We start from the raw sequence: 21870 nt of genomic DNA, 5'->3' as shown, positions 1-21870 counted from the left end.
ACAAACGGATTGACGTGTAAATAGTTGCTTCCATTGCAGATCCTAGTCCCCTGCAGTGTCTTTCGCCAGAACTTCTGCCCCAGCCAGCAATCAAAATCTATCTATTATTTGCCGCAGATCGCGCAAGTCAGGCCCGGCAATGCCGGGCCCTGTTCAACGGATGAAGAAGGCGACGAGCAGTGACAGGCCAAGCAGGACGACCGTCCAGATCGCCATGCTGTTGTTCAGCCCGCCCCGCGCCATTGTGCCGCGTGGGCTAAACGCCGCCTCGAGCCGGTTGAAAGCCCGCCCTGTCAGGCCGCCGACCACGCCGGTCATCGCCGGTCCGACCTTCGTCCAGACCGTGCCCGACCAGCGCGCGAGGCCGTAACCGATCTTGCGCCAGAGGATGTCGGTATCGAGGATGATCCCGCGTTTCTCCGGCGGATAGGCCCCGATGCGCTGCAGCACAGCGAAGGCGAAGATAGCCAGCACCAGCAGCTGCATCTGCGTCAGGATGTGATCGGCCGTATAGGGCTCGTACCGCGCCGTATACGGGTCGTCCGCGAAGGGCAGGATCGAGTACAGCCAGTCGAAGCCGAAGCCCGGCATGATGGCCGGCAGGCCGACGCCCACGCAGATGAAAGCCGCCGCGCCCATGGCGAGCAGCATGTTGAACGGCGCCTCGCGCGGGCGCTTGCCGCTGTCATGGCCGAAGAAGGCGAAATACGGGATCTTGATGCCCGAATGCTCAAGCACACCAGCAGAGGCAAACAGCAGCATCAGCCACGGGATCAGGAATCCGCCGCCGGCCACCGCGCTCATCGTCAGCGATTTCGACACGAAGCCGGAGAACAGCGGGAAGGCCGAGATCGAGGCCGCGCCGATCAGGCAGAACAGCGTCGTCCACGGCATGGTGCGGTAAAGCCCGCCAAGCTCCGTCGCCTTGGTCGTGCCGGTGCGGTAGAGGACCGCGCCCATGCTCATGAACAGGAGCGACTTGTACATGATGTGACAGAAGGCGTGCGCGGCCGCGCCATTCAGCGCCAGCGGCGTGCCGACGCCGATCGCGCAGACCATGAAGCCCAGCTGGTTGTTCAGCGAGAAGGACAGGACCTTGCGCAGGTCGTTTTCGATGACCGCGAAGAAGACCGGATAGACGGTCATGATCGCGCCGATCCAGATCAGGCTCTGCTCGCCGGGGAAAATGCGGGCCAGCGCATAGATGGCGAGCTTGGTGGTGAAGGCCGAGAGCACAACCGTGCCCGTCACCGTGGCCTTCGGATAGGCGTCCGCCAGCCAGGTGTGCAGGAAGGGGAACCCGGCCTTGATGCCGAGCGCGAGGAAGATGAGCAGCACGCCCGGATTGCCGAGCTCGAGCTGGCGCACGCTGATATCGCCGGTATCGAAATAGAGCTGCATCGCCCCGAACAGCAGCATCACGCCCGACAGGACGTGCAGGCCGAGATAGCGCATCCCTGCCTTGTAGGCGGCGCGCGTGCCCGACAGGAAGATCAGGAAGACGGAGGTCACCGCCGTCAGCTCCCAGAACACGAACAGGCTGATGAAGTCGCCGCAGAAACAGGCCGCCACAGCCGCGCCCATATAGGACATCGCCATGGAGTCCTCGAGCTGGTTGTCATTGTGCAGCGCGTAGACAGCGTTGATGAAGGCCGCGATCAGGAAGGCGAGCGCAAAGATGAAGGACAGCGAATCGACGCGGTAGAGCACCATGTCGAAGCCCATCAGGCTCATCGTGGCGAGGTCGGTCTCACGCGGTGCGGCCAGCAGCATCACAAGGGCCAGGACCGGCGCAATCAGCGCAAGCCCCTGGCGGACGCGCTGGATCGGCGTCAGTCCGGCAATCACGCCGGCCAGGATCAGGACAAGACCCGGATTGATGGTGGAGAGAAGTCCGCTCATTCGTGGGGCTCCTCACCGGCCGGTTCGGCCTCGTCCTTGTAATAGTCCTCGTCGCGGCGCATCAGCCGGCCGAGCGGCCAGCCGGCCAGCACGACCAGCGCAAAGGCGCCGAAGCCCCACCAGGCATGGAAGGCGGTGATGCCGTCGATGTTGAAATAGGTGTGGCGGAAGTGATGCCCCTCCCCGGCCATGGCTTCGAGCAGCGGCTCAACCAGGACCAGGCCCAGCGAAACAACACCCAGAAGGATGAACAGGACACGTCCCGTCCACGGCTTCGACGTCCAGCCGAACAGGACTTTGGCAACCGGCGAGGTCTGGCTGTCATCAGGCAGCGCATGCTCGCCATGATCGCTCAGATGGGGCGGCTTGGTGGAGTCGCTCATGGCTGGCCTCCGATGGCTGGCAGGAGAAAGTCGTAGAGCTCGCCCATGAAGAAGAACAGGACAAGCGTGCCGACGGCGGTGAAAACCGGCGCCGCGACCGTGAAGATCGGTGCACCCTCAGGCCGCTTGTAGGGCGCCGGTTCCGGCGTACCCTTGGGCGGCATGAGGCCGAGAATGGCGATCGGCAGCAGGTAGGCAATATTGAGAAGCGAGGAGATGATCAGCACCCAGGCAACATAGCTGTCGCCGGAATCGGAAGAGCCGAGCATCAGCAGCACTTTCGGCCAGGCCCCGGCGAAAGGCGGAATCCCGATGATCGAGAGCGAGCCGACAAGGAAGGCCCCGAACACCCAGGGCATACGCCGCCCGAGGCCGCGCATCTCCGAAATCGCCTTCTTGCCCGTCGCGACATAGATCGCGCCTGCACACATGAAGAGCGTCATCTTGCCGAAAGCGTGGGCTGGAATCTGCAGCGCCCCGCCCATCATGCCGGCCTGCGTGGCCAGCATTACACCGGCAGTGACATAGGCGAGCTGACCGACGGTCGAATAGGCAAGCCGGGCCTTCAGGTCATCCTTGGTGAGCGCAATCAGCGACGCGACCACAATGGTGAAGCAGGCAACACCGAGCACGAAATCGCGCGCCGGAGTCTCCTTCAGGAGGTCATAGCCGAACACATAGAGGCCGACTTTCGCCATCGTGAACACGCCCGCCTTCACAACGGCGACAGCGTGCAGCAGCGCCGAGACGGGCGTTGGGGCCACCATGGCATTGGGCAGCCAGAAATGGACCGGCATCAGCGCCGCCTTGCCGATCCCGAAGGCAAACAGGATCAGGAGCGCGCTGGCGATGACGGGCGTGACGCCTTCAGCATTGGCGAGCAGGCCGCCTGGTACGAAATCCATTCCGCCAGCCAGGGTGGCGGTCCAGATGATGGCGACAAGGAACAGGCCGATCGAGGTCGCGAGCAGCGTCATCAGGTAGATACGCCCGCCGCGCAGGGCGTTGGAATCTTCCTTGTGCGCGACCAGCGGGAAGGTCGACAGGGTCAGCACTTCATAGAAGACGAACAGGGTGAACAGGTTGGCGGCCATGGCGACGCCGACAGCGCCCAGCAGCGCAATGGCGAAGCAGATATAGAAGCGCGTCTGATTCCGCTCCCGGTTTCCGCGCATATAGCCGATGGAATAGAAGCTGTTGACGATCCACAGCCCGCTCGCGATCAGCGCGAACATCGCGCCCAGCGGCTCCATCTTGAAGGCGAAGTCCAGCCCCGGCACCGAGGTACCAAGCAGGAGTTCGGCCGGCGCATCGCTGGTAACCGTGCCCGCCAGCCAGACAGACACCACGAACAGCGCGCCTGCACCGAGAAGCGTCACGCCTTCGCGGACATCCGGCAGCTTGCCGGCGAAGAAGATACCGGCAGCCGTGACCAGCGGGATCAGCAGCGCCGCAATAATCAGGGTTTCACCGGTCATTGGGCGCCTCCCACGAAGAGTGCGGCGGCGGCATTGTCAGCCAGGCCCGAGACGAAGTTGCCATTGATACCGACCCAGATATTGGCGAGCGCCAGGATCCAGAGCGGCACGAGCAGCAGCATCGGCGCCTCCTTGTGGCGCTTTTGCGGGTTGTTCGGTGGGCGGAAGAAGACCGCCTCCAGGATGCGCCCCATATAGATCACCGCCAGGACCGAGGAGAAGACGACAATCATCGCCGCCCACCACCAGCCGCTCGACAACAGCGCGGAGACCAGGGCGAATTTCGACTGGAAGCCGGCCGTCAGCGGAACGCCGATCAGCGACAGGGCGCCAATCGCAAAGGCGGTCATCGTCCACGGCGCCGAGCGGCCGAGGCCCGCGAAATCATGGATGCGTGTCCCCTTATAGGTCAGCACGACACCGGCCACCGCCATGAATAGAGCGCCCTTCATCAGGGCGTGGTTGACGAGGTGAAACATGCCCGCCGAAACGCCGGCTGCGGTGCCAAGCGAAATGCCGAGCAGCATGTAGCCAACCTGGGCAACCGATGAGTAGGCCAGCGTCCGTCGAATGTCGCTCTGGAATATGGCCTGGAACGAACAGGCGAGCATCGCCGCGATCCCCATCGGCGCGAGGATCAGCGCAAGGCTGGCGCCCTCGAAGATGTATTCCAGCGAGAAGACCGAGAACAGGAACCGCACCAGCGCATAGATCGCCACCTTGGTCGCCGTCGCGGCGAGGAAAGCGGTCACGAAGCTCGGGCTGTAGGAATAGGCATTGGGCAGCCACTGGTGCAGCGGGAACATCGCGGCCTTCAGGCCAAGCCCGACCAGGATGAAGGCAAAGCCGACCTGCACCGCGCGGTTGCCGCCGACATCCTGCAGGCGCACGGCGAGATCGGCCATATTGAGCGTGCCCGTCGAGGCGTAAAGGAAGCCGACGCCGACGACATAGAAGCTCGCGCCGATTGTCCCCATGAGGAGATAATTGATCGCCGCGGGCAGCGCGCGCCGGTCACGGCCGGAGCCGAGTGCGACGAGCACATAGGTCGCGATGGAGGACAGCTCGAGGAAGACAAAGAGGTTGAACGCGTCGCCCGTCGCCGTCACGCCCAAGAGGCCCATGAAGCAGACCTGGAAGGCGCCGAAGAACATGGCGCGCTTTTCCTCATTGATCTCCGCCTGGATCGACGGCCAGCCAAAGATGCTGGTAAGGAAGGCGATCACGCTGACCAGCAGCAGGACCAGCACGTTCAGCGCGTCGATGCGGAACTCGATGCCGAAGGGCGGCTCCCAGCCACCCATGGCATAGGAGATAATCGCCCCGCCCTCGACCGACTGGACCTGCGCGAGCAGGACAAGTGCGAGCAGCGTGCAAAGGCCCGTCACAAGGACGGTGAACAGCCAGGCCGTGCGGCCCTGCCCGGGCAGGAAGGCGCAAATCGGACCGGCCAGCAGCGGCAGGACGACAATCAGAGCCGGGGCATGCGCTTCGGCCCATGCCGGCGCCAGTTCAAGAATCCACTCGATCATGCCGGATTCGCCTCGCCTGGATGGTCCTCAGCGTATTGTGCCAGCGCCACGTCGAGATCCATGTCGCGGATCTCGTCGGCCTCGATGGTCCCGTAGGCTTCACGGATGCGCACGACGATGGCGAGGCCGACCGCCAGGGTGGCGACGCCCACGACAATCGCAGTCAGCATCAGAACGTGTGGCAGCGGGTTGGAATAGACGTGTTCGAAGCCGTGGCTGGCCGCACCATGAGCCGCATCGGCAGCGCCATGCGCCGCATCGGCGCCATAGGCGGCGGCTGCCTCCTCGCCATGTCCGCCGCCATGGCCCTTGGCATCCTTGCCGTAGAGGATCGGCGCGGTGCCGCCATCGATACGGCTCAGCGAGATGTAGAACAGGATGATCGAAGTCTGGAAGATCGACAGACCGACCAGCCGCTTGATCAGATTGGTGGCCGCAAACAGCGTATAGAGGCCGATCATCATCAGGCCGATGATCGCCCAGTAATTGCCGCGCTCCAGGATGAATTCCAGCATTACCAGTCCTCATCCTTGATTTCGGTGACCCGCCCGGCAAAGGCGTAGAAGATCGACAGCATCGACCCGGCCACGGCGAGCAGCACGCCAAGCTCGATCAGCAGGATGCCGTAGTGCTGGCCGTCATGGCCGCCCGGCGGTTCGTTGAAGAGCGCGTCATAGTCGAGGAAATTCCCGCCCATGATCAGTGCCCAGACGCCGACACCGGCATAAAGCAGGAAGCCGAAGGCAGCGAGCGACCGGGTAAAGACCGGCGGCACCGCCCGCATGGCCGGCGCAATGCCGAAGATCAGCGCATAGAGAATCACGGCCACGGCAAAGATGACGCCGGCCTGGAAGCCGCCGCCCGGGCTGTAGTCGCCGTGGAACTGCACATAGAAGGCGAACAGTGAAATGATCGGGATCAGCGGCTTGGCGACAACCCGCAGGATCACGTGATGATCGGTCTTCTGGCTCATCCGCGTCCTCCCTTGTCCTTGCGGCCGATCGTAGCCGAGAGCGAGCGCTCACCGAAGCCGAGCAGCAGGATCACCGCCAGCGCCGCGGCGAAAACAACACCAACCTCGCCCAGCGTATCAAAGCCCCGATAGGAGGCGAGCACGGCGGTCACGATGTTTGGAACGCCGATATCCTGCGGTGTGCGCTCAATATAGGCGGTGCCGACATAGGTATTGGCCGGGCTGTCCGGATCGCCGAAGGCCGGCAGGTCGATGGTCGCATAGACCAGCATGCAGCCCACAGCGATCACGACGAGCAGCGGCACGATGGCCGTCGAGCGCTTCTCCGGCTTGGCGGTGCGCGAGGTCAGCAGCATCGCGCCGAGCAGCAGCGCCGTGGAAATGCCCGCGCCCACGGCGGCTTCGGTAAACGCCACGTCGACCGCATCCAGCGCCACGAACCAGGTCGCCGAGATCAGCGAATAGATGCCCGACAGCATGACGATGGCGAACAGGCTGCGCATGCGGGCAATCGCAATCGCCACGACAAATAGCAGGCCGAGCAGGATGACATTGATCAGCGCAATGGCGAGGTCGGCGCCTTCGTATCCGGTCATGATGCCTCCTCAGAGTCGGACTCCCCGGCCCGGTCGCGCTGGCGGCCGATGACCGGCTGCAGGCCAGCCGTGTGCGCCGCATTGGCAAGCGCATGCGACCCTGTCGGGCCGGTCAGGAACAGGAACAGCCAGATCGCGGCGAGCTTGAACACGATGAGCCAGCTCGGCGCCAGCAGCGCCATGCCGACAATCGCAATGGTCGCCGCGCCGGTATCGGTCACGCTGGCGGCGTGCAGGCGGGTGTAGAAATCGGGAAAGCGCAGGACGCCAACCGTGCCGATCACCGCCAGGCCGGCCCCGATCAGGCAGAGCAGCGCGCCCAGGATGGGCTTGATCGTCATGATCACGTTCAGGATCTCAGACATCGTCGCCCTCCGGCTGTGTCTGGCGCGCCACCGTCCGGCGCATCAGCGGCACCTGGAAGGAGCGATAGCGGAAGAATTTCAGGATCGCGATCGTCGAAACGAAGTTGATCAGCGCATAAAGCACCGCAATATCAAGGAAGTCCGGCCGTCCCAGCACAAAGCCGAGAATACCGATGAACAGCACGATCTTGGTGCCGAGCGAGTTCACCGCGAGCACGCGATCATAGAGGGTCGGCCCGCGCAGCGCCCGGATCAGCATCAGGGCAATCGCGACGATCAGGGCGATGGCGGCAGCACCGATCATGCTTTCACCTGTGTTGTCTTGCCCGCCTGGCGGCCATCGGCGGCCCGCCACGAGCGTTCATCCATTTCCGTGAAGGCGTCCGGTGTCGCCGATTCCTCGAACAGGGCATGGACAAGTAGTTTGTCGCCCTCGACCTCGACCGTCACCGTACCCGGCGTCAGCGTGATGGAGTTCGCGAAGATGGTTTTGGCGAGGTCGCTTTCGCAGCGTGTCTTCACCTTCACCAGCGCCGGATTGATGTCGAGATCGGCGCTGACACAGGCGCGGATGACCGGCCAGTTCGCCTTGAAGATCTCGATGACCAGCCAGCCCCAGTAGAGAAACAGGTTTGGTGTGCGCGCATAGGGCACGCCTTCCCTGTCGACGGTGTTAAGCCGTGCGGCCAGAAGGATCGAAATCAGAATCGATATGACGGACAGTGTCAGGAGCAGCGGCTTGAACATGCCCGATAAACCGAGCCAAAGCGCGCCCAAGACAACGATCAGCCCCAGAAAGTAGCCCACGCGAAACCCGCTCCGACAATTGCTGCTGCACGTTTATCGTCGCTGTTAATTGCTCGGGCAAGGTTTGACCAGACCCAAGCAGCTGTCAGTGGCCAAATTGACGCAATGGCTGTTTTTGCGGCAACGGAGAACTACGTCTCAGCGCCCGAAAACCAGGCGGGCCGTGCGTTCGGAGGCGGAATACTGCTCCTGGGCCGGCGCCAGTTCCTCTTCACTGGATACATCCGCAGCCGGTCGCGGCGCATAGGAGGCAGACAGCGACCAGTTCCAGTACCGCAGGGTTGTCTGCGCCTTGGCGACCGACAGGAGCTCATAGGTTTCCCGGACATAGGCAAATTGCGGATGCGGCTCGCCTGTATCGAGTTCCATCGGCCGGCGCAGCGCCTTCCAGAGCAGCGGCAGGTAGGCGCGCTTCAGGCCGGTTGCCTTGCAGAGCACGGCCAGCCCTTCCCCGCCTGCGTCCGACAGGATCTTGGCGATGGTGACGGGTTTGACCCCGGCCAGGAAACCGATCTCCTGGGCAATTTCGGGGTTCAGCCCCTTTTCCGCGGCCACTTCGACAGCATGCTCGAGGCTGTCGAACTCGCTTTGGCGAATGGCCCGCCGGTTGCGCTGGCGCCGCTCGATCAGCTGCAGCGTCTTGGTGGCAATCGGATCGTTCCAGGATTCCTCGGCAGCGATGGCGAAGACGTCGGAGCACAGATCGACGAGCTCCAGGCGGTCAGCCGCCTGGCGCTGCAGGATCGCGCGGCGCGTCGCCCCATCGGACCACCAGAACATCGCCATGGCCTGGCTCGGAATCAGCTCAAGCCGCTTGATGATGAGGGCGGTCAGGGATTCGTGCTTGCGCGAATGCTCAACCAGCTGGTCCATGCCAGCTTCGGGAATGACTGCTCCATTATTCTGCAGCAGCGCCTTCAGAACGGCCGGCTCGTCGCGCTTGCACAGCCGCTCGGCGACAGCCGGGTCGATACGCTTGCGCCGGGCAATCAGCAGCCGGTGCTCAAGCGTGGTGTTGTCGATGAACTCGCAAAGGTCTGAGCCGTCGTAGACTTCGTTGTCTTCAAGGACATAGCGCGCCACCTCGACCTTGCACTGGGCAAGGTAGCGCATCAGGCGGCGCGGCGCTTCCTTCGTGATCTTCAGGCGCTGGGCACAGAAAATCCGTTCTTCCTCGGTCGCGTGAAACAGCATGTCGAGCAGGATGTCACCGGCCATGGACCGGTCCTGCGGGGCGGCCGCCGTGGCAGGCAGCGCGACGAAGTCGATCAGCCGGCGCAGCAGTACGCGTCGGGCGCGGCCGATCTTCGGGGAGTCGGGAAGCTCTACAATGTCTGCCATGACTGGACCGGGTTCAACTTATCAGGCGCCGAACCTCGCAGGGAGTCGTTAATATTGAGTTTGGTTGACGTCCGCTTCAGCTGCTAGCGAAACGGATTCCGGCGCTTGCCGGGGTGGACGAAGATCAACAACATCGACACCGCCAGCATCGCGATCGCGAGGGCAAAGAGCCGCCCGCCATCAGTCTCGCTGGAGCCTATGGCCAACGGCACTTCACGGCCAAGCACATCAGGCATCAGGTGCGCCGTCAGCGCGCCGGCCAGGATGAAGAAGGACAGCACCGCGCCGAACCGGCGTGAGTACGGGATAAGCAGGAAAAGACAGGCCAGAAGCTCCGCAATCGCAATCAGGACGCGGCCCGTCGGTTCGAGCCAGTCCATGCCCGTCTTCGTCGCCATGGTCTGGAAGACGATGTTCTCGCTTGGCCGGTCGAACAGCTTCACCATCCCCTCGGGGGGATTGGGCAGCGGGTGGACCGTTGCCTGCAGGAACATGAAGATCAGGAACAGCGCGAGCACCCAGCTCGCCAGAAGGCGCAGTCCACGCATGGCCGGTTTGTCCCTCTCAACTCGACAGATTCCGGAGGATAACGACATGCTCGCAGAAAACAATGACACGTTAACCACACTGCGCTGCGAAGCTTACGCAAGGCGAGACTGCGCCTTTTTGCTTTTCTATCGGAACGCGGCCTATAAGTTGCCCCAATACAGAGGTGAGAGCGTACCGAATGACGGATGACAACCGCGACGCGGAAACCGGCGAGGAAGACATCGACCTCGACGGCCTCGAGGACGACCGCACCGTCCAGATCAAGTCTCCGGTCAGCGGCATCGACAGCGCGACCGGTGCTGGCACCTCGCTGGAATTCACCGCCCGCTCGCTGTTTGCCCGGCGCACGCATCGCTGGGTGAAATCCGAACTGCCCGCCTACCTCCTGATCCAGTGCAGCTGGTACATGGCCTTCGGGCTGCAGATGGTGCTGTTCCCCTATCTCATCACCAACCGGCTGGGCCTGGACGGGACCGAGCTTGGCCTTGCCAACATGGCGCTGTCCGGCCCGTCGGTGATCTTCCTGCTGCTGGGCGGGGTGATCGCGGAACGCTCGCGCAGCAAGCCGCTCCTGATGATCCTGCACTTTGCCGCCGCCCTGCCCGCGGCCGGCCTCGCCTTCGTGCTGGCCACCGGCAATCTCGCCTATGGATTCATGATCATCTACGGAATCGCGATGGGCACGGTCGGCGCCTTCATGATGCCGGCGCGCGATTCGGTGCTCAATGAGGTGGTCGACCGGCGCTCGCGGGTCGGGTCAGGCGTGACCCTGCAGCAGGGCGTCGCCTTCGCAACGATTGCGCAGTTCGCTGCACAGATCGCCGGCCTCATCATTGGCGGCTATGCCGACAAGCTGACCCGGATGCCGGACTTTCTCGGCGGCTTCTCAATCGGCCCGATCCCGAGCTGGGAACTGCTAACCTTCCAGGCGATCATTGTCGCCCTGGGCACCGGCTTTGCGATCTTCCTGGCGCGCGGACGCAGCGTCCAGACGGGCCGCTCGGGCCTCGGTGCGGCGTTCGGGGACATTCATGAAGGCTTCCAGGTGGTGCTGGCCAATGCCAAGCTGTGGGCGATGACGGCGCTGATGTTCGGCGTCGGCATCTTCGTGATCGGCTCCTTCCTCGTCGTCCTGCCAATCATCAACCGGGACATTTACGGTCTTGCTTCGGACGGCATCCGCGACATGTTCGTGACCTTCTGGCTCGGCGCTTTCGTGTCATCGGTGGCGCTGTCAGTGTTCCGCCATATCAAGCGTCAGGGCCGGTTGCTGCTCACCGCCCAACTGCTCGGCTCGCTCGCCATCCTGATCATGCTGGCCAAACCGCCCCACTGGGTTTTCCTCAGCATTGTCTTCGCATGGGGTCTTGCTGCCGGGGTCTCCATCGCGATGAGCCGCTCCATCGTGCAGGATGCCGCCCCGAAGGACCAGCTGGCGCGCGTGCTGTCGATCTACCAGCTCGGCTTCATGGCGGGCGCCCCCTTCGGCGCGGCGCTGATGGGCTGGCTGGTCGACTTCTTCCCCGACCAGCCGCAGCGCGTGGCCGTGGTCCCGGCCCTCGGCATGACCATCCTGATCATCTGGATGGTGATCCGCACGCCGATCTGGAACATGAAGAATGTGAGCCCAGGCCGCGCCTGATGGGGCTGGCTGTCGGCGCAGTCTCTTGAATGAACGACATTTAATGCAGCCGGGGGCGACGGAATCCCTTGCGCCGGGCGTCTGATTTTCCACATGCGGAAGTCAGGAGCCGGCGTTCCCTCCCCTCGACGCCCGAGCCGGCCTCCTGGAGCGGGTAGCCTGGCCATTGCGGCCGGCTACCCGTTCAAGCCGCCAAGGCGCCTCAGCCGCCTTTCTTCGAAATCCACTTGAAGGACGGATCCTCCCACCACGGGAAGAAGGTCGGCATGCCGCTCGACACCGGCACGGTGTACTCGGCGGCCCGCTTTTCGAGGAAGCTCATCACACCCTCTTTCGCATCCGGCGACTGGCCGCGCTCATAGATGGCTGCCGAATCGACGATGTGCGCTTCCATCGGGTGAGACGCGCCCAGCATGCGCCACATCATGTGACGGGTGAGCGCATTGGAGACCGGCGCGGTCTTGGTGGCGATCTCGGTGGCCAGTTCCTTGGCCCGCTTCATCAGGTCGGGCTGCGGCACGACTTCGGAAACAAGCCCGCCGGCCAGCGCTTCGGAGGCCGGGAAGACGCGGCCCGTATAGCACCATTCCAGCGCTTTGGAGATGCCGACCAGGCGCGGCAGGAACCAGCTCGAGGCGGCTTCCGGATTGATGCCGCGGCTGTTGAAGACGAAGCCGAAGCGGGCATTGTCCGAGGCGATGCGGATATCCATCGGCAGCTGCATTGTCACGCCGATACCGACGGCCGCGCCATTGATCGCGCCGATGACCGGCTTCAGGCTTTCGAAGATGCGCAGCGTCACGCGTCCGCCGCCATCGCGCTGGATGTCGGTCTTGTCCGTCCGGCCCGCTTCGCCCGAGGAGGCGCGCGCGTCATAGTCGAACGTCTTCGCGCCTTCCGAGAGGTCTGCCCCGGCACAGAAAGCCCGCTCGCCAGAGCCCGTCACGATGACGACCTTCACATCGTCATCCTTGTCGGTCTCGTCGAAGGCGGCGATCATTTCCTGCATCATCTTGCCGGTGAACGCGTTCATCTTGTCCGGCCGGTAGAGCGTCAGCACGGCAATGCCGTTCTCCTTCTCCAGCTTGATCTGCTCGAATTCCTTGATGACAGTTGCGCTCATCGGCGGCTCTCCCAATTGGTGTTGATCGTCTCGATGGCGCCAGAGAGGCGGATTTCCCCCACGTCCGTCAAGCACCAATCGGACGGCTTTTCGCTCTTCAAAAAATCTGACGCTCGTGTCAGATTTACGCACATGAGAGCCCTGCTGCGTAAAATCTGGCGGCCTGCCCTGGCCCTGTCGCTTGCCCTGGCGGCCACCGCTTGCGCGCGCCAGCCCGAGATTGTCGTGACACCGGGCGACCCGCCCGGCTTCTTCCTCGGCCTCGTTCAGGGCTTTGGAATCATCTTCGCCTTCATCGGCACGTTCTTCGTCGAGGACATGGCACTCTACGCCGTGCCGAATTCGGGCTGGACCTACAATCTCGGCTTTATCATCGGGACCGGCCTGTTCTTCGGCATGAGCGGCGCCAGCGGCGCATCGGGCACGCGCAAGTCATGATCGACTGGCCATCACCGACCACGCTGGCGGCGCCGGCTTTCGTCCTGTCCGTCATCTGGGAATGGTGGGCGGTCAAGACCGGGCGTGCTGGCGGGCGCTATGAGACGAAGGACGCCATCACCTCGATGGCGATGGGGATTGGCAATCTTGTCGTGAACACGCTGACCGGCACGATCGCCCTCTGGATGATGATGCTGGTCTGGCCGTTCCGCGTGGCCGAGATCCCGGTGACCTGGTGGAGCCTGATCGGCCTCTTCGTCGCCTATGACCTAGTCTATTACTGGAAGCACCGCCTCGCCCACCGCATGCGCTGGTTCTGGATGGAGCATGTCACCCACCACTCCTCGACGCATTACAACCTCACCACCGCGCTTCGCCAGCCATGGTTCGGACCGTTCACCGGCCTGATCTGGATCGGCCTGCCGCTGGTCTTCCTGGGCTTCCACCCGCTTTTCATCTTCTTCGTCGGCGGGCTGAACCTCGTCTACCAGTTCTGGATCCACACAGAGGCCATCGGGAAAATGCCGGCCTGGTTCGAAGCGGTGATGAACACACCCTCCCATCACCGCGTCCACCACGCCATCAATCCGCGCTATCTCGACAGCAATTATGCCGGCGTCTTCATCATCTGGGACAAGATGTTCGGCAGCTTCGTGCCCGAGCTTGAAAGCGACCCGCCGACCTACGGGATCGTCAAGCCGCTCGCCAGCTACAACCCGCTGACGGTCGCCTTCCATGAAGCGTTCGGCCTGATGCGCGACTGCTGGCACGATGGTCTGCGGCCGGACCGCTGGCTGCGCCGCTGCATCAACGGGCCCGGCTGGAGCCCGGACGGCAAGCATAACCGCTCGGCCGAACTGAAAGCCGCCTGGGTCGCCGCGCACCCCGAGGATGCGGGCACGCCCGGCCTGCCAAAAACCTGACCAGACGGCCTGCCCGACAGCTTGTCGCACAGTGGAACCCTTGAGCCTCGAAATGACTTCACGTTTACGTGATCCGGGTTTGAGTAGATGACGAGGTTCGCGGCCGATGACGCAATTGCCAGTACTGGGTTTGATCGCCACACCTGTTGTATTGGCTGCGATTGCAATCGAATGGTGGGCGGTCCGCAAGGGCCGGATCAACGGGCGCTACTGCGCCAGGGACGCGGCGACCTCGATCTCCATGTGTGCCGGCAATATCATGATCAATTCCGCGCTGGCTTTCCTGTCGCTGGGCGGCATGGCGCTGGCGGCGCACTGGCGCGTGATCGATCTGGGCGTAAGCCTGACCACATGCGTCACCGGCTATATCCTGCATGACTTTCTCTATTACTGGAAACACCGCGCCGGCCACCGCATGCGCTGGTTCTGGGCCGAGCATGTGACCCACCATTCAAGCGAGCACTACAACCTGACAACGGCGCTGCGCCAGCCCTGGACAGGGCCGCTGACCGGCCTCCTGTTCACCGGCATCCCGATGGTCCTGCTCGGCTTTCCGGTCGTCATTGTCCTCGGCGCCTCCAGCGTGCACCTGGCCTACCAGCTCTGGATCCATACCGAAGCCATCGGCAAGCTGCCCGCCTGGGTCGAGGCGATCTTCGTCACACCGTCGCATCACCGCGTGCACCATGCGACCAATCCGGAATACCTCGATTCAAATTACGGCGGCACGCTGATCATCTGGGACCGGCTGTTCGGCAGCTTCGTGCCGGAGGCAGCCGATGAGGCAACGCGCTATGGCATCGTCAGGCCGCTGCGATCGCACAACCCGCTCGTCGTCGCCTTTCATGGGTTTGGCGGCCTGTTTGCCGACTTCTGGCGCGACGGGCTGAAACCGCACCATTGGGCACGGCGCGCCGTCAATCCGCCCGGCTGGTCACCCGATGGCGATCACCAGCGCAGCGAAGAGCTGAAGGCCGAATGGCGGGCACGCATGGCGGCTGGCCTGGCCGCGGATGAAGACGACCTCATCGAAGAGGACTCCGCGCCGGAAGCCATGAAGATCGCCGCCGAATAGGCCCGGTCCTCCGCCTTGCCACCGGCGCTACAGCCAGACACCGCATCCTTCCCCAGCGTCGGGCATGGACGAGGCCCCCGGTCTTGCTAAAAACGCAGCAGATCACAAGCGCGACCTGCGCCGCTAGAGCGCACGCCGACCGGAGGAGACCTACAGCCAATGCATCCCAGTCATCTTGCCAAGTCCAAACCGGACGCCCCCGCTTATATCATGGCCAGTTCGGGCGAGACGGTTACGTTCAAGCAGCTCGACCAGCGCTCGAACCAGATTGCCCACCTGTTCCGCGCGCATGGCGTCAATCCCGGCGACACGATTGCCATCTTTGCCGAGAACAGCCCGCGCTATTTCGAGATCGCCTGGGCCGCGCAGCGTTCGGGCCTTTATTATGTCTGCATCTCGTCCCGCCTGACGGCGCCCGAGGTGCAGTACATTGTCGAGGATTCAGGCGCAAAGGTGCTGATCGCGTCGGCGGGACTCAGTGGTGTCGCCACCGAGGTGCGCCAGATCACGGACCTCGACGCCTACTGGTCCATCGATGGCGACATCGTCGAGTACCAGTCGCTTGAAGAGCTCCGCGCGCAGCAGCCTGACACGCCGGTTGCCGACGAGATGGCCGGCACCGACATGCTCTATTCCTCGGGGACGACCGGCCGGCCGAAGGGCATCCGCCCGCCGCTGGAACTTGGCCAGAAGATCGACGAGCCGAACGTGCTGCTCGCCCTCGCCAAGGCGCTGGCCAAGGCCGACGGACCGGACATGGTCTACCTGTCGCCCGCCCCGCTCTACCACGCTGCCCCCCTGCGCTGGTGCATGACGTTCACCCGTTTCGGGGCGACGCTGATCATCATGGAGAAGTTCGACCCGGAGAAATTCCTGGCCCTGGTCGAGAAGTACAAGGTCACCCACACCCAGCTCGTGCCGACCATGTTCGTGAAGATGCTGAAGCTGCCGGAAGAGGTGCGCGAGAAGTATGATGTCTCCTCGCTCGTCTCTGCCATCCACGCCGCCGCGCCCTGCCCGATCCCGGTCAAGGAGCAGATGATCAAATGGTGGGGCCCGGTGATCGAGGAGTATTATGCCGGCTCGGAAGGCAATGGCATGACCTGGATCAACTCAAGCGACTGGCTGAACCACAAGGGCTCGGTCGGACGGCCGGTGCATGGCGAGCTTCACATCTGCGACGAGGAAGGCAACGAACTCCCCGTCGGCGAGCCGGGCACGATCTATTACAGCGGCACGACGCCGCCGAACTATCACAACGACCCGGAGAAGACGAAGGGCGCCCTCAACCCCAAGCATCCGGAATGGTCGACGCTCGGCGATGTCGGCAAGCTCGACGAGGACGGCTTCCTCTACCTCACCGACCGCAAGGCCTTCATGATCATTTCCGGCGGCGTGAACATCTATCCGCAGGAAGCCGAGAACGTGCTCATCACGCACCCGAAAGTGGCCGATGTCGCGGTGATCGGCGTTCCGAACGAGGAGTTCGGCGAAGAGGTGAAAGCCGTCGTCCAGCTGGCTGAGGGCGTTGCCGAGAACGAGGAGGTGGCCGAAGAGCTGCTCGAGTTCTGCCGCTCCAAGCTTGCCAAGATCAAATGCCCGAAATCGGTCGATTTCGATCCGGCCCTGCCGCGCCATCCGACCGGCAAGCTGTACAAGCGCCTCGTGCGCGACCGCTACTGGGGCAAGCAAGACTCGACGATTGTATAGCGCACAAGCCCGGCTGGTGCTTGCACCCGGTGCCATTACAACGCAATAAAGCGCTATCAGATTCAAAGCCTTGAGGAAGGAAACAGAAGAAATGGCTGACCCGAAAAAAGTCCATTACAACGACCTTGAATCCATCGCTGGCCAGGAAGTCGGCGTGTCCGACTGGGTCACGATCGACCAGGACCGCGTCAACAAGTTCGCCGACGCGACCGGCGACCACCAGTGGATCCACGTCGATGTCGAGCGCGCGACGAAGGAAATGGGCGGCCCGATCGCGCACGGCTTCCTGACCCTGTCGCTGCTGCCCATGCTCGGCGCGGAGGTCCTGCGCATCGAAGGCACGACGCGCGGCATCAATTACGGCTCCGACAAGGTGCGCTTCACCAACATGGTCCCGGTCGGCTCCAAGGTCCGCCTGCGCCAGAAATGCCTCGCGGTCGAGCCGAAGGCTGGCGGCAAGCAGACCCGCATGGAAGCGACGATCGAGATCGAAGGCCAGGACCGCCCGGCCCTCGTCGCCGAGACGCTGACCGTGGTGTACGGCTAGGGCGCGGATGCCTGACCAACCGACAGGAAGCCGGGCCACCATGCCCGGCTTTTTTGTTGGCCGCGCCAGCCCTATATTCAGCCCAGCAGACAAAGGAGCCTCCCCATGCTTCCACCGAAACCGGCTGACAATTTCAAGCGCGTCTCGAAATCCGAGAAGGAATGGCGCGAACAGCTGACGGAAGAACAGTTCCGCGTCGGCGTGAAGGACGGCACCGAGCGCGCCTTCACATCGACGCTGAATGACGAGAAACGCGACGGCGTCTATCACTGCGTCGGCTGCGGGACGCCGCTCTGGTCGTCGGAGCACAAATTCGACTCCGGCACCGGCTGGCCGAGCTTTTACAAGCCGATCCGCGAAACCGCCGTCGACACCAAGCGCGATTTCAAGATGATCATGCCGCGCACCGAATGCCATTGCGCGACCTGCGGGCTGCATATGGGCCACGTCTTCAAGGACGGCCCGCCGCCAACCGGCGAGCGCTGGTGCATCAACGGCGTCGTGCTGGACTTCCGGCCTGCATGAACCGGCGCACGCTCGCCATCATTGCGGGCTTCATCGGCTTTTCGGCACTGGCCTGGATCGGGACACGCCTCGCCTATCCCGAGCGCACCGCCTATGCCGGCCACTGCGTAAGCCGCGTCGATGGCGCCCTCGCCAACACATGCGATGTACCGGTTGTCGCCGCCCTCTGCCGGGAGGCCGATGGCACAAGGCGCCCGGATGACGATTGCGCCTTCCAGACGCTGGCGCCGGGCGAGGCCTTCACCGCGACGCTCGACACCGCGCTGACGGGCAGGCCGTATACCATGGCCTGCAACGCGCCCTTCGTGCCGCGATGGAAAGTCAGCAACAGCAATTCCAATCTCTTCCAGAAAGGCTGCCGAAAGCCGGACAAGACGTCCGGGCAGCCCGCCTGATCTGGCAAGCCCCTCTGGCCGGGCAGCCTGTCTGCCCATAGGATCAGCGCAAAAGCATTATCTGGAGGGACCGGCACGATGAGCGAAGCCAACAACATCGAGACCATCAAGGCATTCATTGAAGCCTGGACGCGGCTGGACGCCGACGAGATCGTCTCTTTCTTCACCGATGACGGCGTCTATCACAACATGCCGATCAAGCCCGTGCAGGGAAAGGATGCGCTGAAGGTCTTCATCCAGCGCTTCATTGCGGACTGGACCAGCACCGAATGGGACCTTCTCAACATCGCAGCCAGCGGCAACATCGTGATGGCCGAACGGCTCGACCGTACAATGGTCGGCGAGACGAAGGTCGACCTTCCCTGCTGCGGTGTTTTCGAGATGTCGAATGGCAAGATCGCCGTGTGGCGGGACTATTTCGACATGGCCACTTACACCCGCCCCCTGACCGGCTGACCAAAAATTCGCCCGCCCCAGCGCAGGGATCATCTGGACAGCCCCCTCAAAGCCCTTAGGTTTTCGTTTCTCGATAAGAAGGGGAAGCCTGATCCATGCGTCTGAAATTTCTGCTGGCAAGTGCCGCCGGCGCAGCCCTACTTGCAGGGTGCACCACGCAAACCGGAGCAACCGAGCTGAGCGACAACATGACCGAATCCGCAGCATCCACGCCACAGGCAGACGACGCCGAAGACACGGTGAGCACCGCCCTCACCCCGCCCACGGCAAAACGCGAGCCCGTCACCATCGAACAGGTTGGGCGCACGCGCACCGATCCCTATCAGTGGATGAAGGATGAGAACTGGCAGCAGGTTATGCGCGACCCGTCCGTGCTGCGCGCCGACATCCGCGAATACCTCGAAGCCGAGAATGCCTACACCAAGGCCGCCCTCGAAGATCCGACCGAAGGCCTGCGCGAAACGCTGCTGAAGGAAATGCGCGGGCGCATCAAGGAAGATGACAGCTCGGTGCCGGCCAAGGATGGCCCATACGCCTATTATGTGCGCTATCGCGAGGGGGGCGAATATCCGATCTACGCCCGCCGTCCGGCCGATCAGGCCTTTGACGACTCGGCGCCCGAAACCCTGCTCTTCGACGGCGACAAGGAAGCCGAAGGCAAGAGCTACTTCTCGATCCGCGGCATGGACAACTCGCCCGATCACAAGCGGCTGGCCTATGCCATCGATACCCAGGGCAGCGAATATTACACGATCAGCGTCCGCGACATCGAAACCGGCGAGCCGGTCGGCACACCGATCGAGGGCACCTATGGCAGCTTTGAATGGGGCGCTGATTCCGACCTGCTCTACTGGGTCGAGCGAGACGATATGGGCCGCCCGACGGCTGTCTTCCAGCGCGACCTGAACACCGGTGAGGATGTTGAGATCTATCGCGAAGAGGATCCTGGCTTCTTCGTCGGCGTCGGCAAGACCGAGTCCGAAGACTACATCATGATCGAGACCGGCGGGCACACGTCGGGCGAAGTCTGGTTCTTCCCCGCCGATGCGCGCACGCCTGAGCCGAAGCTCATCGCGCCGCGCAAGGAAGATGAAGAATACGACGTCACCCACTGGAACGACGCCTTCTATATCCTGACCAATGCCGATGGCGCGGTCGACTTCAAGGTCATGAAGGCCCCGATCGACCAGCCGGGCCGCGAGAACTGGGAAGAAGTCATTCCGCACCGGCCGGGCACGCTTGTCCTCGGCCTCGATGCCTACAAGGACCACCTCGTCCGGCTGGAGCGCGAGAACGCCCTGCCCCGCATCGTGATCCGCGAACGCGAGTCCGGCGACGAGCACACGATCGAGATGGACGAGGCCGCCTACCAGCTGGGCCTCGGCTCGGGCGAATACGACTCGACGGTGATGCGTTACAATTACGAATCCCCGGCCGTGCCCGACCAGACCTATGATTATGACATGGCAACGCGCAAGCGGGTGCTGCGCAAGACGCGCGAGATCCCGTCCGGCCATAATCCGGAAGACTATGTCGTCGAACGCCTGCAGGCACCGGCCTGGGACGGCGAGACGGTGCCGGTTACGATCCTGCGCCGCGCCGATACGCCGGTCGACGGCTCCGCGCCGCTGCTGCTCTACGGCTATGGCTCCTACGGGATCACCATCCCGGCGAGCTTCTCCTCGTCACGGCTGTCGCTGGTCGACCGGGGCTTCATCTATGCCATCGCGCATGTGCGCGGGTCGCAGGCCAAGGGCTATCAGTGGTATCTCGATGGCAAGCTCGACAAGAAAGAGAACACCTTCAAGGACTACGTCTCCTCGGGCCGTTATCTCGTCGAGAATGGCTATGGCTCTGAAGGCCGCGTGGTCGGCATGGGCGGCTCGGCTGGCGGCCTGCTGATGGGCGCGGTCTCGAACATGGACCCGGCCCTGTTCGGCGGCATCGTCGCGGCCGTGCCCTTCGTCGATGTGGTCAACACCATGTCGGATGAGAGCCTGCCGCTCACCCCGCCGGAATGGCCCGAATGGGGCAACCCGATCACCGATGCAGAGGCCTATGACACGATCATGGCCTACAGCCCCTATGACCAGGTCTCCGATCAGGACTATCCGGCCATGCTCATCACGGGCGGCCTGTCGGACCCGCGCGTCACCTATTGGGAGCCCTCGAAATGGGCCGCGAAGCTGCGCCATGAAGCCCCTGAAGGCGGGCCCTACTTCCTGCGCATCAACATGGACGCCGGCCATGGCGGCTCGACCGGCCGCTTCGAAGGCCTGAAGGAAACGGCGGTCGAATACGCCTTCGCGCTCGCCGCCGTCGGCAAGGCCGAGGGGCTCGACGTCTCGCGCGCGGCCGAAGACTGACCGGACGGGGACGTCCCGGAAGAAAATGAGGAAAGCCCGCGCCGGCAGGATCGGCGCGGGCTTTTTTTATCGCCGGCAGCGCGTCGGTCGCCGGTCCAGACCGGAATCAGACTGAAATTGTACTGGAATCATACGGAAATAAGACCGTTCAAACACCGTCGGACGGGTCGCCCTCGGCCCCATCCATCCCCGGAGTTTCCAACAGTCTGCACCATAAAAAATGGCCCGGCGCATTGCCGGGCCATTCCTGTTTCTGGTTGTCGGATCGCCGTCCTAGCGGACGATGATCGTGACTTCCGAACGACGGTTCAGCGGCTCGCGAACACCGTCGCGCGTCGCCTTGGCGAGATCGTTCTCACCACGGCCTTCGGTCGAGATCATGTCAGACCCGATGCCACGCGACGTCAGTGCTGTTGCGACAGAAGCCGCACGGCGCTGCGACAGGCGGGCGTTGTAGGTCGCTGCACCCGAGGTGTCGGTGTGACCAACAATCGTCACCGAGCCCGGGGCACAGTCTTCACGCGCCCGGATGTTGGCAACAGCCTGGTCGATCACGGCAGCCGCCTGGCTCGTCAGGTCGGAGCTGTCCCACTCGAAGTAGACCACGAAGGCCTGGTTCAGCGTCGAGCAGGCTGCGACCGGCGCTTCCTCAACCTCTTCCGGCGGCGGCGGTGGCGGCGGCGGAGGCGGTGGAGGCGGCGGCGGTGGCGGCGGCGGCGGTGGCGGAGGCGGCGGCGGTGGTGG

The 21870-nt window shown here is 63.4% G+C and carries 24 protein-coding genes; 10 read left to right on the top strand and 14 right to left on the bottom strand.

What is annotated here, in order from left to right:
• Positions 1–153: 153 nt before the first annotated feature.
• From D1227_RS14755 to D1227_RS14700, 12 genes are all read right to left on the bottom strand, one after another.
• Positions 154–1902 (bottom strand): Na(+)/H(+) antiporter subunit D, encoded by a 1749-nt coding sequence (locus tag D1227_RS14755; RefSeq protein WP_119405152.1) that lies wholly within the window; start codon positions 1900–1902, stop codon positions 154–156.
• The gene (locus tag D1227_RS14750; protein ID WP_119405151.1) at positions 1899–2285 is read right to left on the bottom strand and encodes a hypothetical protein; all 387 of its coding nucleotides are present in this window, start codon (positions 2283–2285) and stop codon (positions 1899–1901) included. Before D1227_RS14750 ends, D1227_RS14755 begins: the two co-directional genes overlap by 4 nt.
• Positions 2282–3763 (bottom strand): proton-conducting transporter transmembrane domain-containing protein, encoded by a 1482-nt coding sequence (locus D1227_RS14745; RefSeq protein ID WP_119405150.1) that lies wholly within the window; start codon positions 3761–3763, stop codon positions 2282–2284. Before D1227_RS14745 ends, D1227_RS14750 begins: the two co-directional genes overlap by 4 nt.
• Positions 3760–5295, bottom strand: coding sequence for a monovalent cation/H+ antiporter subunit D family protein (locus D1227_RS14740; RefSeq protein WP_199288332.1), 1536 nt, complete (start codon positions 5293–5295; stop codon positions 3760–3762). Before D1227_RS14740 ends, D1227_RS14745 begins: the two co-directional genes overlap by 4 nt.
• Complete coding sequence (locus tag D1227_RS14735; RefSeq protein WP_119405149.1) at positions 5292–5810, bottom strand: cation:proton antiporter subunit C; 519 nt, start codon at positions 5808–5810, stop codon at positions 5292–5294. The genes D1227_RS14740 and D1227_RS14735 overlap by 4 nt, the downstream gene beginning before the upstream one ends.
• Positions 5810–6268 carry a Na(+)/H(+) antiporter subunit B gene (locus D1227_RS14730; RefSeq protein WP_119377101.1) on the bottom strand — a complete coding sequence of 153 codons (459 nt, stop codon included), beginning with the start codon at positions 6266–6268 and terminating at the stop codon, positions 5810–5812. The genes D1227_RS14735 and D1227_RS14730 overlap by 1 nt, the downstream gene beginning before the upstream one ends.
• The gene (locus D1227_RS14725) at positions 6265–6864 is read right to left on the bottom strand and encodes a DUF4040 domain-containing protein (RefSeq protein ID WP_119405148.1); all 600 of its coding nucleotides are present in this window, start codon (positions 6862–6864) and stop codon (positions 6265–6267) included. The genes D1227_RS14730 and D1227_RS14725 overlap by 4 nt, the downstream gene beginning before the upstream one ends.
• Positions 6861–7229 (bottom strand): monovalent cation/H(+) antiporter subunit G, encoded by a 369-nt coding sequence (gene mnhG / locus D1227_RS14720; RefSeq protein WP_119405147.1) that lies wholly within the window; start codon positions 7227–7229, stop codon positions 6861–6863. Before mnhG ends, D1227_RS14725 begins: the two co-directional genes overlap by 4 nt.
• Positions 7222–7533: a monovalent cation/H+ antiporter complex subunit F gene (locus D1227_RS14715; RefSeq protein WP_119405146.1), complete on the bottom strand. Its 312-nt coding sequence runs from the start codon at positions 7531–7533 to the stop codon at positions 7222–7224. Before D1227_RS14715 ends, mnhG begins: the two co-directional genes overlap by 8 nt.
• Positions 7530–8036: a Na+/H+ antiporter subunit E gene (locus D1227_RS14710; RefSeq protein ID WP_119405145.1), complete on the bottom strand. Its 507-nt coding sequence runs from the start codon at positions 8034–8036 to the stop codon at positions 7530–7532. Before D1227_RS14710 ends, D1227_RS14715 begins: the two co-directional genes overlap by 4 nt.
• A gap of 138 nt (positions 8037–8174) precedes the next feature.
• Positions 8175–9377 carry a DUF2336 domain-containing protein gene (locus D1227_RS14705; protein ID WP_119405144.1) on the bottom strand — a complete coding sequence of 401 codons (1203 nt, stop codon included), beginning with the start codon at positions 9375–9377 and terminating at the stop codon, positions 8175–8177.
• A gap of 83 nt (positions 9378–9460) precedes the next feature.
• Positions 9461–9925 carry a hypothetical protein gene (locus D1227_RS14700; protein WP_233350138.1) on the bottom strand — a complete coding sequence of 155 codons (465 nt, stop codon included), beginning with the start codon at positions 9923–9925 and terminating at the stop codon, positions 9461–9463.
• 179 nt (positions 9926–10104) lie between these two features.
• On the opposite strand from D1227_RS14700, the gene D1227_RS14695 reads away from it, so the two are divergent.
• Positions 10105–11568 (top strand): MFS transporter, encoded by a 1464-nt coding sequence (locus D1227_RS14695; protein WP_119405143.1) that lies wholly within the window; start codon positions 10105–10107, stop codon positions 11566–11568.
• A gap of 202 nt (positions 11569–11770) precedes the next feature.
• Here D1227_RS14695 and D1227_RS14690 read toward each other — a convergent pair whose 3' ends face one another.
• Positions 11771–12691 (bottom strand): crotonase/enoyl-CoA hydratase family protein, encoded by a 921-nt coding sequence (locus D1227_RS14690; RefSeq protein ID WP_119405142.1) that lies wholly within the window; start codon positions 12689–12691, stop codon positions 11771–11773.
• A gap of 132 nt (positions 12692–12823) precedes the next feature.
• Between D1227_RS14690 and D1227_RS14685 the strand changes: the two genes are divergently transcribed.
• The 9 genes from D1227_RS14685 (at position 12824) to D1227_RS14645 (ending at position 21126) form a co-directional block, all read left to right on the top strand.
• Positions 12824–13129 (top strand): hypothetical protein, encoded by a 306-nt coding sequence (locus D1227_RS14685; RefSeq protein WP_119405141.1) that lies wholly within the window; start codon positions 12824–12826, stop codon positions 13127–13129.
• The gene (locus D1227_RS14680) at positions 13126–14052 is read left to right on the top strand and encodes a sterol desaturase family protein (RefSeq protein WP_119405140.1); all 927 of its coding nucleotides are present in this window, start codon (positions 13126–13128) and stop codon (positions 14050–14052) included. Before D1227_RS14685 ends, D1227_RS14680 begins: the two co-directional genes overlap by 4 nt.
• Positions 14053–14158: 106 nt before the next feature.
• A complete protein-coding gene (locus tag D1227_RS14675; RefSeq protein ID WP_119405139.1) occupies positions 14159–15127 on the top strand; it encodes a sterol desaturase family protein in 969 nt (322 codons plus the stop codon).
• A gap of 159 nt (positions 15128–15286) precedes the next feature.
• The gene (locus D1227_RS14670; RefSeq protein ID WP_119405138.1) at positions 15287–16837 is read left to right on the top strand and encodes an acyl-CoA synthetase; all 1551 of its coding nucleotides are present in this window, start codon (positions 15287–15289) and stop codon (positions 16835–16837) included.
• 91 nt (positions 16838–16928) lie between these two features.
• Positions 16929–17384, top strand: coding sequence for a MaoC family dehydratase (locus D1227_RS14665; protein ID WP_119405137.1), 456 nt, complete (start codon positions 16929–16931; stop codon positions 17382–17384).
• A 105-nt stretch (positions 17385–17489) separates the two neighbouring features.
• A complete protein-coding gene (gene msrB / locus D1227_RS14660; protein WP_119377114.1) occupies positions 17490–17909 on the top strand; it encodes a peptide-methionine (R)-S-oxide reductase MsrB in 420 nt (139 codons plus the stop codon).
• Positions 17906–18304 (top strand): hypothetical protein, encoded by a 399-nt coding sequence (locus D1227_RS14655; protein ID WP_119405136.1) that lies wholly within the window; start codon positions 17906–17908, stop codon positions 18302–18304. Before msrB ends, D1227_RS14655 begins: the two co-directional genes overlap by 4 nt.
• 78 nt (positions 18305–18382) lie before the next feature.
• Positions 18383–18760, top strand: coding sequence for a limonene-1,2-epoxide hydrolase family protein (locus D1227_RS14650; RefSeq protein WP_119405135.1), 378 nt, complete (start codon positions 18383–18385; stop codon positions 18758–18760).
• Between the two features lie 95 nt (positions 18761–18855).
• Positions 18856–21126 (top strand): S9 family peptidase, encoded by a 2271-nt coding sequence (locus D1227_RS14645; RefSeq protein ID WP_233350139.1) that lies wholly within the window; start codon positions 18856–18858, stop codon positions 21124–21126.
• A gap of 273 nt (positions 21127–21399) precedes the next feature.
• Here the strand turns inward: D1227_RS14645 and D1227_RS14640 are convergent.
• The coding region (locus tag D1227_RS14640; protein ID WP_147373323.1) for an OmpA family protein at positions 21400–21870 on the bottom strand (471 nt) is incomplete at its 5' end.

It is taken from the genome of Henriciella mobilis (assembly GCF_003576315.1).
Taxonomy (GTDB): Bacteria; Pseudomonadota; Alphaproteobacteria; order Caulobacterales; family Hyphomonadaceae; genus Henriciella; species Henriciella mobilis.
The sequence above is the reverse complement of the archived record's forward strand: the minus strand, read 5'-3'. Positions and strand labels throughout refer to the sequence as shown.